At 48.9% G+C, this 11,189-nt stretch carries 16 protein-coding genes; 6 read left to right on the top strand and 10 right to left on the bottom strand.

Annotated features, from left to right (window positions below):
- Window positions 1-394 precede the first annotated feature (394 nt).
- Window positions 395-949, top strand: coding sequence for a gamma carbonic anhydrase family protein (locus RTW80_RS17600; protein WP_001286216.1), 555 nt, complete (start codon window positions 395-397; stop codon window positions 947-949).
- Here the strand turns inward: RTW80_RS17600 and RTW80_RS17605 are convergent.
- The 6 genes from RTW80_RS17605 to dprA are packed head-to-tail and all read right to left on the bottom strand — an operon-like array spanning window position 925 to window position 4,719.
- Window positions 925-1,182, bottom strand: a complete 258-nt coding sequence (locus RTW80_RS17605) for a DUF1488 domain-containing protein (RefSeq protein ID WP_001070563.1) — start codon at window positions 1,180-1,182, stop codon at window positions 925-927. The genes RTW80_RS17600 and RTW80_RS17605 overlap by 25 nt on opposite strands.
- A complete protein-coding gene (gene aroE / locus RTW80_RS17610; protein ID WP_000451243.1) occupies window positions 1,179-1,997 on the bottom strand; it encodes a shikimate dehydrogenase in 819 nt (272 codons plus the stop codon). Before aroE ends, RTW80_RS17605 begins: the two co-directional genes overlap by 4 nt.
- A 4-nt stretch (window positions 1,998-2,001) precedes the next feature.
- Entirely contained in the window at window positions 2,002-2,574 is a 573-nt protein-coding gene (tsaC, locus tag RTW80_RS17615; protein WP_001301412.1) for an L-threonylcarbamoyladenylate synthase type 1 TsaC, read from the bottom strand.
- Window positions 2,575-2,578: 4 nt separating this feature from the next.
- Entirely contained in the window at window positions 2,579-3,121 is a 543-nt protein-coding gene (locus RTW80_RS17620; RefSeq protein WP_001129722.1) for a type I DNA topoisomerase, read from the bottom strand.
- Between the two features lie 28 nt (window positions 3,122-3,149).
- Window positions 3,150-3,623 (bottom strand): DUF494 family protein Smg, encoded by a 474-nt coding sequence (gene smg / locus RTW80_RS17625; RefSeq protein WP_000460680.1) that lies wholly within the window; start codon window positions 3,621-3,623, stop codon window positions 3,150-3,152.
- Window positions 3,595-4,719, bottom strand: a complete 1,125-nt coding sequence (gene dprA, locus RTW80_RS17630) for a DNA-protecting protein DprA (protein ID WP_000228551.1) — start codon at window positions 4,717-4,719, stop codon at window positions 3,595-3,597. Before dprA ends, smg begins: the two co-directional genes overlap by 29 nt.
- Window positions 4,720-4,848: 129 nt before the next feature.
- On the opposite strand from dprA, the gene def reads away from it, so the two are divergent.
- The 5 genes from def (at window position 4,849) to mscL (ending at window position 9,593) form a co-directional block, all read left to right on the top strand.
- On the top strand, window positions 4,849-5,358 hold the full coding sequence (def, locus tag RTW80_RS17635) for a peptide deformylase (RefSeq protein WP_000114984.1): 510 nt from the start codon (window positions 4,849-4,851) through the stop codon (window positions 5,356-5,358).
- Between the two features lie 14 nt (window positions 5,359-5,372).
- Window positions 5,373-6,320, top strand: coding sequence for a methionyl-tRNA formyltransferase (fmt, locus tag RTW80_RS17640; RefSeq protein ID WP_000004473.1), 948 nt, complete (start codon window positions 5,373-5,375; stop codon window positions 6,318-6,320).
- A 45-nt stretch (window positions 6,321-6,365) separates the two neighbouring features.
- A complete protein-coding gene (gene rsmB, locus RTW80_RS17645; protein WP_000744778.1) occupies window positions 6,366-7,655 on the top strand; it encodes a 16S rRNA (cytosine(967)-C(5))-methyltransferase RsmB in 1,290 nt (429 codons plus the stop codon).
- A 21-nt stretch (window positions 7,656-7,676) separates the two neighbouring features.
- Window positions 7,677-9,053 carry a Trk system potassium transporter TrkA gene (gene trkA, locus RTW80_RS17650; RefSeq protein WP_000691382.1) on the top strand — a complete coding sequence of 459 codons (1,377 nt, stop codon included), beginning with the start codon at window positions 7,677-7,679 and terminating at the stop codon, window positions 9,051-9,053.
- A 129-nt stretch (window positions 9,054-9,182) separates the two neighbouring features.
- Window positions 9,183-9,593: a large-conductance mechanosensitive channel protein MscL gene (gene mscL / locus RTW80_RS17655; protein ID WP_000022442.1), complete on the top strand. Its 411-nt coding sequence runs from the start codon at window positions 9,183-9,185 to the stop codon at window positions 9,591-9,593.
- Here mscL and arfA read toward each other — a convergent pair.
- The 4 genes from arfA to rplQ form a co-directional block, all read right to left on the bottom strand.
- Entirely contained in the window at window positions 9,590-9,808 is a 219-nt protein-coding gene (gene arfA / locus RTW80_RS17660; RefSeq protein WP_000092696.1) for an alternative ribosome-rescue factor ArfA, read from the bottom strand. The two genes, mscL and arfA, sit on opposite strands and share 4 nt — an antisense overlap.
- 55 nt (window positions 9,809-9,863) lie before the next feature.
- Window positions 9,864-10,289 carry a Zn(2+)-responsive transcriptional regulator gene (gene zntR / locus RTW80_RS17665; protein ID WP_000285607.1) on the bottom strand — a complete coding sequence of 142 codons (426 nt, stop codon included), beginning with the start codon at window positions 10,287-10,289 and terminating at the stop codon, window positions 9,864-9,866.
- Between the two features lie 10 nt (window positions 10,290-10,299).
- Window positions 10,300-10,668, bottom strand: coding sequence for a DUF1992 domain-containing protein (locus RTW80_RS17670; RefSeq protein WP_000266486.1), 369 nt, complete (start codon window positions 10,666-10,668; stop codon window positions 10,300-10,302).
- Window positions 10,669-10,774: 106 nt separating this feature from the next.
- Window positions 10,775-11,158 carry a 50S ribosomal protein L17 gene (gene rplQ, locus RTW80_RS17675; RefSeq protein ID WP_001216368.1) on the bottom strand — a complete coding sequence of 128 codons (384 nt, stop codon included), beginning with the start codon at window positions 11,156-11,158 and terminating at the stop codon, window positions 10,775-10,777.
- Window positions 11,159-11,189: the final 31 nt, after the last annotated feature.

Raw genomic sequence — 11,189 nt, forward strand, 5'->3', positions numbered from 1 at the left:
CTTCGAGTGCCCACACAGATTGTCTGATAAATTGTTAAAGAGCAGTTGCGACGCGGCTTTCAGCTCACTGTCGCGAGATGGCGTATATTACGCTTTCCTCTTTCAGAGTCAACCCTGAATTTCAGGATTTTTTTCTCTTCGTTGTTCCGACCATCCTGTGAAGTGTTTCACGTTGTCGTCTCAACGGAGGCGCATTATAGGGATCCCAATTTTTTGCACAAGTATTTTTTTGATCTTTTTTTCTGTTTGTTGTTTTTTCACCCTTTTTGCTGCAATCGCACACAAATTTGCTGCAATCGCACACAAAACGGTGCTTTTTTGCATACTAAAAGACTTGCACAAGGCCAATAATGCCCCCAAAGTCATTAGTAAATCATTTATTGCTGAGGTAAGTATGTCTGATGTTTTACGCCCATACCGCGATCTTTTTCCACAAATCGGTCAGCGCGTAATGATCGACGATAGCAGTGTCGTGATTGGTGACGTTCGTCTGGCTGATGATGTGGGGATCTGGCCGCTCGTTGTGATTCGTGGAGATGTACATTATGTACAGATCGGAGCACGCACCAATATCCAGGATGGCAGTATGTTGCATGTCACTCATAAATCCTCGTACAACCCAGATGGCAACCCATTAACCATTGGCGAAGATGTCACTGTTGGTCACAAGGTGATGCTCCACGGCTGCACCATTGGCAATCGAGTTTTGGTTGGGATGGGCTCAATTTTACTTGATGGCGCAATAGTAGAAGATGATGTGATGATTGGTGCGGGTAGTCTGGTCCCACAAAATAAACGGCTGGAGAGCGGATATCTGTATCTCGGTAGCCCCGTCAAACAGATCCGCCCGTTAAGTGATGAAGAGAAGGCTGGGTTACGCTATTCCGCGAATAATTACGTGAAATGGAAGGACGAATATCTGGATCAGGGTAACCAGACCCAGCCTTGATCATCTTCACTTTGTTCCTGAATTAAGTTTTCCGCTTCTTCTTCCAGGTCCCAGCGATGCTGACGAAAACTCGCTAACCACTGTTCTGGCGTATCTCCAGTAAAGCGATACGCCAGACTCTCGCCAGAGATCGCGCATGTCAGTTGCATACCATTCACGAGAGCGGGAAAACATACACATTTTTTATTCTCGTCCCACTCTTCCCTGTCCGGAAACTGGATGGCCTGATTCACGCGGACAATTCCTCCTGCAATTGCTTTATAACTGGTTCTACGTCAGGCAGAACACCGTGCCAGAGAAGAAAGGCATGAGCCGCCTGTGCCACCAGCATTCCTAAACCATCAGCATTACGCTTTGAGCCTCGCTGCTCACACCATGCCAGAAAAGGAGTTTTTCCTTTCTGATAGAACATGTCATAGCAATAAATGCCTGGATGAATGAGCGATGACGGGATCGCCGGAATATCACCACTGATGCCACTGGATGTTGCATTAATAATGAGATCAAACTCATGACCTTCCAGTTCGTCCATACTCAACGCCTGAATACTGCCAGTGTGCGCAAACAATTTAGCCAACTCTTCCGCGCGGGATACCGTCCGATTAGTTATTGTCACCGCACAGTCCAGGGAAAGGAGTGGCAGTAGTACGCCGCGAGATGCTCCACCAGCGCCGATAAGCAGAATACGTAAACCAGGGCGGATAAAAGACAGACGTTCCAGATCGCTTAACAAGCCTACACCATCGGTATTGTCACCCAGCAGGCGTCCATCTTCTAACCGCATGAGGGTATTAACAGCACCAGCCAACGCTGCCCGTTCAGTAAGCTCATCCGCTCTGGCAAAAGCCTCTTCTTTAAAAGGCACCGTCACATTCGCACCTTTACCACCAGCACTAAAGAAAGCGTTCAGTGTGTTGATGAAATCATTGATGGGTGCCAACACGCGCCCATAGGGATGTTCAATATTCAGTTGCTGAGCAAATTGCTGATGAATGAATGGCGATTTGCTGTGGGCTATCGGATTACCAAAAACAGCATAGGTTTCCATTATGTTACCCCTGTCGAAACAGTTCACCCGTCAGGGCATCGCGGATTTCTGAAGGATTTAAACGCCCCCCCGTTTCACCAGGCACAACCGGGAACGCCGCGCCAAATTGTGCGCGAACTTCGTCTACTGTTCGACAAGGTGGCAATCCACTCAAGTTGGCACTGGTAGAAACCAGCGGTTTACCATAAGCCTGGCACAAAGCAACCACCAACGGATGGTCGGTGACTCGTACAGCAAGCGAATCAAAGCGGCCCGTCAACCAGCGCGGTGTTGTCGCAGGCGCGGGAAAGACAAAGGTGACAGGACCTGGCCAGCGGGAAAAAATGGTTTCACGCTGCACGTCAGTCAACATGGTGTCATCAATATAGGGTTTAAGCTGCTCGTAATTTGCTGCGATTAAAATCAGCCCCTTATCAACCGGACGCTGTTTTAACTCCAACAGTCGCATCACTGCTGTTTCGCTATCAGGATCGCACCCAACACCGAAAACGGCTTCCGTTGGATAGGCGATGACACGTTCTTCATTGAGAACATCTATCGCAGCTGCGATAGCGTCTCTTTGCAGGTTATTATTCACGTTATTATTCCGCCGAAACCGGCTTTCCACATTGTTTACTGGCACAAAAGTGTTTTACACCCTGCGCGGTTTTCTTTTCGATGAGTAGCGGATAATGACACTCAGGGCATTCTCCAGCTATGGGTTTGAAGTTAATGGCAAATTGACACTCCGGGTAGCGATCACAAGAGTGAAATGTTTTGCCATAACGGGAGCGGCGCTGGACCAGATGGCCCGTCCGACATTGGGGGCATGTAATTGCTGTTTCGTCCGGTTTATCGATAAGTTCGGTATGTTCGCATTCAGGGTAGTTAATGCAACCAATAAACATACCAAAGCGTCCCTGGCGTAATACCAGATTTGCGCCACATGCAGGGCAAACCTGCCCCTCCAGAACTTTGACGATATGTCCATCCGCTGAAGATTTCAGAGGACGGACGTAGTCACACGCCGGATACTGTGAGCATCCAAGAAACGGACCGTGTTTCCCGGATCGAATAACCAGTTCAGCCCCGCACTTTGGGCAGGACTCATTATTACGCACCGTGAACAGTGCTGATTTCGCCATAACAACTTATGCTGAATTAAAGAAATGATTAATGCAGCATACCTTCATTCACTTCAAAGAGTAATTCTTCCATTTGCTGGTACGCATTTTCGCAGCCCGGAATATTGAACAACACCATCAGGATCACCCATTTCAGATCATCCAGTTCGAACTCTGCGTTATCCAGCGCGAGCACTCGCTCTATCACCATTTCACGAGTTTCAAGGTTGAGCACCTGAATCTGCTCAAGGAAAAGCAGAAACCCACGGCAGCTGGCATCCAGTCGTTCACACTCTTCCGGTGTATAAATACGCATGGAGAGAGGATCCGAGGCCAGTTGCATCGGTTCTGCCAACCCTTCCTGATAATCAGCAAGTTTTTCCAGCCATAGCAGGGCATTGTAGATATCTTCTCGCTCAAAACCTGCGTCGGTAAGATCCTGTTCAAGTTTGTCTTGATCCACACGCAACTCAGCTTCTGTGTGAATATAGGTTTCAAACAAATACATTAGTACGTCGAACATGGCATGCCCTCCTCAATCGGACATAGCCGCCGGGTACAGCTGCGATCCATCCTGCTAACTCCAGTTCGAGTAGTTGAGTAACTACCTCTGGCACAGGTTGGCCGGCACGTTCAGCGACGACGTCAACAGGTGTTACCTCATCTCCTACGTTAGCCAGGAGCTCAGGAAATGGCAATGCCACGTCTTGCTGATCTGGTGAATAAAATGAATTTTCAGGGGCGTCTGGCAACCAGTGCAATCCAAATTGCAAGTTTTCCAGAATTTCTTCCGGTTCCGTCACAAGAATCGCACCTTGTTTTATTAACCAGTGAGGCCCTTCGCTTCCCGGATTCCCTATTGGACCTGGCAAGGCAAAAACTTCTCGCCCCTGCTCAAGCGCACAACGTGCTGTCACCAGCGAACCACTACGCAAAGCCGCTTCCACCACCAGTACACCTTTACTTAGACCACTGATAATGCGATTTCTTCGTGGGAAATTGTAAGCAAGGGGTGGAACATCGAGGGGAAATTCCGAGACGAGAGCGCCCCCCTGTTCAAGCAGACTGGCAGCCAGTCGGGCATGACGGCGGGGATGAATGGTATTAAGTCCATTCCCCAATACAGCAATGCTGACGCCATTTACCTGTAAGGCTGCTTTATGCGCTACACCATCGATTCCACGCGCCAGTCCACTCGTAATTGTCACTCCACGCGTCGCCAGAGTTTCGCAAAATAATCGTCCCCATCGCTCGCCATACCATGAATGCGCCCGACTCCCCACTACGGCAAGCTGAAATGAATGCAGCGCGTGCAGTTCTCCTTCAACAAACAGTGCGCCGGGGTAATCTGTCGTCGCCAGAAGTTGAGGAGGATAAAATTCGCTGTCCGCAGGAATTAAATGATGGTTGGGTTGCTCCAACCAACAAAGTGAGCTTTCGATACTCTTTCGTGGAAATGAAAGAAAGCGTTGTGCCTGCCGCAATGTAAGCCCTGTTTGCTGCAATACAACCGCATCAATATGCGACTGTTTTGCCACCCAGTGAGCGATACGGACCATATCATCGCCGTACAAGCTGCTGATACTCATTAAACGCAGCCAAATTTCTGTATCGACCATCCTTATCTCCCTGCCATAAGCAGCCTTAGCAATCTTTGCGATTGGTCAGGGATGCTGTCAATCAGAGGGGGATTTGTCTAGAATAGAAGAAATAATCTTTCTAACTCCTGAACACATCTCTGGAGATTTATGTCAGTTTTGCAAGTGTTACATATTCCGGACGAGCGGCTTCGCAAAGTTGCTAAACCGGTAGAAGAAGTGAATGCAGAAATTCAGCGTATCGTCGATGATATGTTCGAGACGATGTACGCAGAAGAAGGTATTGGCCTGGCGGCAACCCAGGTTGATATCCATCAACGTATCATTGTTATTGATGTTTCGGAAAACCGTGACGAACGGCTAGTGTTAATCAATCCAGAGCTTTTAGAAAAAAGCGGCGAAACAGGCATTGAAGAAGGTTGCCTGTCGATCCCTGAACAACGTGCTTTAGTGCCGCGCGCAGAGAAAGTTAAAATTCGCGCCCTTGACCGCGACGGTAAACCATTTGAACTGGAAGCAGACGGTCTGTTAGCCATCTGTATTCAGCATGAGATGGATCACCTGGTCGGCAAACTGTTTATGGATTATCTGTCACCGCTGAAACAACAACGTATTCGTCAGAAAGTTGAAAAACTGGATCGTCTGAAAGCCCGGGCTTAAGGATAAGAACTAACGTGTCAGAATCACTACGTATTATTTTTGCGGGTACACCTGACTTTGCAGCGCGTCATCTCGACGCGCTGTTGTCTTCTGGTCATAACGTCGTTGGCGTGTTCACCCAGCCAGACCGACCGGCAGGACGCGGTAAAAAACTGATGCCCAGCCCGGTTAAAGTTCTGGCTGAGGAAAAAGGTCTGCCCGTTTTTCAACCTGTTTCCCTGCGTCCACAAGAAAACCAGCAACTGGTCGCCGAACTGCAGGCTGATGTTATGGTCGTCGTCGCCTATGGTTTAATTCTGCCGAAAGCAGTGCTGGAGATGCCGCGTCTTGGCTGTATCAACGTTCATGGTTCACTGCTGCCACGCTGGCGCGGTGCTGCACCAATCCAACGCTCACTATGGGCGGGTGATGCAGAAACTGGTGTGACCATTATGCAAATGGATGTCGGTTTAGACACCGGTGATATGCTCTATAAGCTCTCCTGCCCGATTACTGCAGAAGATACCAGTGGTACGCTGTACGACAAGCTGGCAGAGCTTGGCCCACAAGGGCTTATCACCACGTTGAAACAACTGGCAGACGGCACGGCGAAACCAGAAGTTCAGGACGAAACTCTTGTCACTTACGCCGAGAAGTTGAGTAAAGAAGAAGCGCGTATTGACTGGTCACTTTCGGCAGCACAGCTTGAACGCTGCATTCGCGCTTTCAATCCATGGCCAATGAGCTGGCTGGAAATTGAAGGACAGCCGGTTAAAGTCTGGAAAGCATCGGTCATTGATACGGCAACCAACGCTGCACCAGGAACGATCCTTGAAGCCAACAAACAAGGCATTCAGGTTGCGACTGGTGATGGCATCCTGAACCTGCTCTCGTTACAACCTGCGGGTAAGAAAGCGATGAGCGCGCAAGACCTCCTGAACTCTCGTCGGGAATGGTTTGTTCCGGGCAACCGTCTGGTCTGATAGTCCACTCTTCTAAGCCCGGTCTTGCCGGGCGTTTTTATACTTATGAAAAAACAACGTAATTTACGTAGCATGGCGGCCCAGGCCGTTGAACAAGTCGTCGAGCAAGGGCAATCATTAAGCAACATTCTGCCACCGCTCCAGCAAAAAGTTTCCGATAAAGACAAAGCACTTCTTCAAGAGTTGTGCTTTGGCGTACTGCGTACGCTTTCGCAGTTAGACTGGCTGATTAATAAGTTAATGGCCCGTCCGATGACCGGCAAACAGCGGACCGTGCATTACCTGATTATGGTTGGTTTGTATCAACTGCTTTATACCCGCATTCCACCTCATGCTGCGCTGGCTGAAACGGTTGAAGGCGCTATCGCAATTAAGCGTCCGCAACTTAAAGGGTTGATAAACGGTGTATTACGCCAGTTCCAGCGTCAGCAAGAAGAGTTATTAGCCGAGTTTAATGCCAGTGATGCACGTTATCTGCATCCTTCCTGGTTGCTGAAGCGTCTGCAAAAAGCGTATCCAGAGCAGTGGCAATCCATCGTCGAAGCCAATAACCAGCGTCCGCCAATGTGGCTGCGTATTAATCGTACGCATCATTCCCGCGACAGCTGGCTTGCATTGCTGGATGAAGCAGGAATGAAAGGTTTCCCGCATGCGGATTACCCTGATGCTGTACGTCTGGAAACACCTGCACCTGTTCATGCGCTACCTGGTTTTGAAGACGGATGGGTTACCGTTCAGGATGCATCAGCACAAGGTTGCATGACCTGGCTTGCGCCACAAAACGGTGAACACATTTTGGATCTTTGTGCCGCCCCCGGCGGTAAAACAACGCATATCCTTGAGGTGGCACCAGAAGCGCAGGTTGTTGCGGTTGATATCGACGAACAACGCCTCTCTCGGGTTTACGACAATTTAAAACGCCTTGGTATGAAGGCGACCGTGAAACAAGGTGATGGCCGTTACCCTTCTCAATGGTGTGGCGAGCAACAGTTTGATCGCATTTTATTAGATGCGCCTTGTTCAGCAACCGGTGTGATTCGTCGCCATCCAGATATTAAATGGTTACGTCGCGATCGCGATATCCCGGAACTCGCGCAATTGCAGTCTGAAATTCTCGACGCCATTTGGCCGCATTTAAAAACCGGTGGAACTCTGGTCTATGCCACCTGTTCGGTGTTACCGGAAGAGAATAGCCTGCAGATTAAAGCCTTTTTGCAACGTACCGCTGATGCCGAACTTTGCGAAACAGGAACACCAGAGCAACCGGGTAAACAAAATCTACCTGGTGCCGAAGAGGGCGACGGCTTCTTTTACGCTAAGCTAATCAAAAAGTGATGAGATAACGGGTCGCGACTGATGAAAATTATCATTCTGGGTGCCGGCCAGGTTGGCGGCACACTGGCGGAAAACCTGGTTGGCGAGAACAACGATATTACTGTTGTCGATACCAACGGTGAGCGTCTGCGGACCTTACAGGATAAATTTGACCTGCGGGTCGTGCAGGGGCATGGCTCTCATCCACGCGTATTGCGGGAGGCAGGTGCCGACGACGCCGATATGCTGGTTGCTGTAACCAGTTCAGATGAAACCAATATGGTTGCCTGCCAGGTAGCCTACTCACTTTTCAACACCCCTAATCGCATCGCTCGTATCCGCTCACCAGACTACGTGCGCGATGCCGATAAGCTATTTCATTCAGATGCTGTGCCGATTGATCATCTGATCGCACCAGAGCAGTTGGTTATCGATAATATTTACCGACTGATTGAGTATCCCGGCGCATTGCAGGTGGTGAACTTCGCTGAGGGTAAAGTCAGCCTGGCTGTGGTTAAAGCCTATTATGGCGGCCCGCTGATTGGTAATGCACTTTCGACCATGCGCGAACATATGCCACATATCGATACTCGTGTGGCAGCAATTTTCCGCCACGATCGCCCCATTCGTCCGCAAGGTTCGACCATTGTTGAAGCTGGTGATGAAGTGTTCTTTATTGCCGCTTCACAGCATATCCGCGCGGTGATGAGTGAATTACAGCGACTGGAAAAACCGTATAAGCGGATCATGCTGGTTGGTGGCGGTAATATCGGTGCAGGGCTGGCGCGTCGTCTGGAAAAAGATTACAGCGTTAAACTCATCGAACGTAATCAGCAGCGCGCTGCCGAACTGGCGGAAAAGTTACAGAATACGATCGTCTTTTTTGGTGATGCGTCGGATCAAGAACTACTGGCCGAAGAACATATCGATCAAGTTGATCTGTTTATTGCCGTCACCAACGATGACGAGGCCAATATCATGTCCGCCATGCTTGCCAAACGTATGGGTGCGAAAAAGGTGATGGTATTGATCCAGCGTCGCGCTTATGTGGATCTGGTTCAGGGGAGCGTTATCGATATTGCGATTTCACCACAACAAGCAACTATTTCTGCGTTGCTTAGCCATGTGCGAAAAGCAGATATTGTTGGTGTTTCCTCATTGCGCCGCGGCGTAGCAGAAGCTATTGAAGCCGTTGCTCACGGTGATGAAAGCACCTCACGCGTTGTCGGCAGAGTCATTGACGAAATCAAGCTACCGCCAGGAACGATTATTGGAGCGGTGGTACGTGGAAACGACGTGATGATTGCCAATGACAATCTGCGCATTGAGCAAGGCGATCACGTAATTATGTTCCTCACAGATAAAAAGTTTATTACCGACGTCGAAAGACTCTTCCAGCCAAGCCCTTTCTTCTTGTAATTAATAAGGCGTCTAATGACGCCTTATTATTTCCCTTTGATTATCAAGGATTAATTAAATTCATTCCTGGCAGGAAAATGGCTTAACATTTGTTAGACTTATGGTTGTCGGCTTCATAGGGAGAATAACATGAGCATTATTAAAGAATTTCGCGAATTTGCGATGCGCGGGAACGTGGTGGATTTGGCGGTGGGTGTCATTATCGGTGCGGCATTCGGGAAGATTGTCTCTTCACTGGTTGCCGATATCATCATGCCTCCTCTGGGCTTATTAATTGGCGGGATCGATTTTAAACAGTTTGCTGTCACGCTACGCGATGCGCAGGGGGATATCCCTGCTGTTGTGATGCATTACGGTGTCTTCATTCAAAACGTCTTTGATTTTCTGATTGTGGCCTTTGCCATCTTTATGGCGATTAAGCTAATCAACAAACTGAATCGGAAAAAAGAAGAACCAGCAGCCGCACCTGCACCAACTAAAGAAGAAGTATTACTGACAGAAATTCGTGATTTGCTGAAAGAGCAGAATAACCGCTCTTAACAAGCGCCTGAAAGCAGAAGACCAGTGGTAAAAAAGTGATTTACTTTCTTGCCACTGGCCTCCCAGTTCCCCCGATTGCCATGTTTTCCTTTTCGCATGTAACTGCCTTTCCCCTTCTTATTTTTCTCTACGCGCTGTCGGAATAAGGGATCATGTAGTAATGCTTCTATCGCATTATCCTTTATCTGCCCTTTAGTATGCTGATATCGACTCATAAAAACTCCAGTTGGTTATTTAACGGCGCGAGTGTAATCCTGCCAGTGCAAAAAATCAACAACCACTCTTAACGCCACTCGCCCCTTGTTCAAGAGCTTCAAGAATCGAACAATAAACACTGCTATGAGCAGTCCCACAACAGGCATCGTTAAGGCGTTGCAAGGAACGCTGCATACTCTGCAACTCGGCTATCCGTGCTTCGACTTCCTGCAATCTTTCCTGCACAATGCCTTTTGACTCCTGACAGGTATGGTGTTCAGGATCGATGCGGATCGACAGCAACTCGCGGATCGACTCCAGACTGAAACCTAGTTGTCTGGCATGGCGGATAAATTTCAATCGCTGGAGATCGCTTTCGGTATATAGGCGAAACCCACCTTCAGTACGCACTTCATGCTCCATCATCTGCTGTTTTTCGTAATAACGAATCGTGTCGGGTGTTACTTCCGCCATTTTTGCCAGCTCACCAATGCGATACATACATACTCCACTAGTTATCGTTGATTTTGTCCAACAACTTGTCAGCATAATCGCCGCGTAAAAAATCGGTACTCAATCCAGCTTGTCGCAGCTTCAATTCCAGTAATGACAATCGACGGCTAACCTCTTGATATTGCGGATCATCGTGACGGATACCTTTGAGAATATCCAGAAGCTGAATTGCTTCTCTCCGTTGCTCAAGTTCTGGCGGTAAGCAACCGGCATTCTTCAGCAAGCGATACCCCGCACGTAATTCCGGTGGCACGTGAGAATCATCATCCAGTATCAATGGTTCGCCGCTACCTGCCAGGTTATCAAACTCACCTTTCGCTTGCGCTTCTGCTATATGGCGCTCTGCCCACTGGTCAAGTAACCACATAAATACTCCAGGGGATGAACAAAAAGAGTACAGCTATTGTAGATAAGTGGGGATACTACGGGTATAAAAAAACCCGCCGGGGCGGGTTTTTTTACGTTGCTTCAGATTACTCTGCAGCAGCTTCTGCTTTCTCTGAACGATCAACCAGCTCGATGTAAGCCATCGGCGCGTTGTCGCCTGCACGGAAGCCACACTTCAGAATACGAGTGTAACCACCGGCACGGCTCGCGAAACGCGGGCCCAGTTCGTTAAACAGTTTTGCCACGATCTCGTTATCACGAGTACGGGCGAATGCCAGACGACGATTAGCAACGCTATCAGTCTTGGCAAGAGTAATCAGCGGCTCAACTACGCGGCGCAGCTCTTTCGCTTTAGGCAGAGTCGTCTTGATGATTTCATGACGAACCAGTGAACCTGCCATATTGCGGAACATAGCCTGGCGATGGCTGCTGTTGCGGTTCAGTTGACGACCACTCTTACGATGGCGCATGACCTTATCCTTCTCAGTAAAACCTTAACCT

Source organism: Escherichia sp. AM3 (genome assembly GCF_032029835.1).
GTDB lineage: Bacteria > Pseudomonadota > Gammaproteobacteria > Enterobacterales > Enterobacteriaceae > Escherichia > Escherichia coli.

What these genes read in the sequence shown, in the direction of transcription:
- aroE (WP_000451243.1), bottom strand. Translation starts at nt 1,997, where the DNA reads ATGGAAACCTATGCTGTTTTTGGTAATCCGATAGCCCACAGCAAATCG.
- smg (WP_000460680.1), bottom strand. Translation starts at nt 3,623, where the DNA reads ATGTTCGACGTACTAATGTATTTGTTTGAAACCTATATTCACACAGAA.
- RTW80_RS17670 (WP_000266486.1), bottom strand. Translation starts at nt 10,668, where the DNA reads ATGTGGTTACTTGACCAGTGGGCAGAGCGCCATATAGCAGAAGCGCAA.
- RTW80_RS17620 (WP_001129722.1), bottom strand. Translation starts at nt 3,121, where the DNA reads ATGGCGAAATCAGCACTGTTCACGGTGCGTAATAATGAGTCCTGCCCA.
- zntR (WP_000285607.1), bottom strand. Translation starts at nt 10,289, where the DNA reads ATGTATCGCATTGGTGAGCTGGCAAAAATGGCGGAAGTAACACCCGAC.
- trkA (WP_000691382.1), top strand. Translation starts at nt 7,677, where the DNA reads ATGAAAATTATCATTCTGGGTGCCGGCCAGGTTGGCGGCACACTGGCG.
- dprA (WP_000228551.1), bottom strand. Translation starts at nt 4,719, where the DNA reads ATGGTCGATACAGAAATTTGGCTGCGTTTAATGAGTATCAGCAGCTTG.
- def (WP_000114984.1), top strand. Translation starts at nt 4,849, where the DNA reads ATGTCAGTTTTGCAAGTGTTACATATTCCGGACGAGCGGCTTCGCAAA.
- rplQ (WP_001216368.1), bottom strand. Translation starts at nt 11,158, where the DNA reads ATGCGCCATCGTAAGAGTGGTCGTCAACTGAACCGCAACAGCAGCCAT.
- arfA (WP_000092696.1), bottom strand. Translation starts at nt 9,808, where the DNA reads ATGAGTCGATATCAGCATACTAAAGGGCAGATAAAGGATAATGCGATA.
- RTW80_RS17600 (WP_001286216.1), top strand. Translation starts at nt 395, where the DNA reads ATGTCTGATGTTTTACGCCCATACCGCGATCTTTTTCCACAAATCGGT.
- mscL (WP_000022442.1), top strand. Translation starts at nt 9,183, where the DNA reads ATGAGCATTATTAAAGAATTTCGCGAATTTGCGATGCGCGGGAACGTG.
- rsmB (WP_000744778.1), top strand. Translation starts at nt 6,366, where the DNA reads ATGAAAAAACAACGTAATTTACGTAGCATGGCGGCCCAGGCCGTTGAA.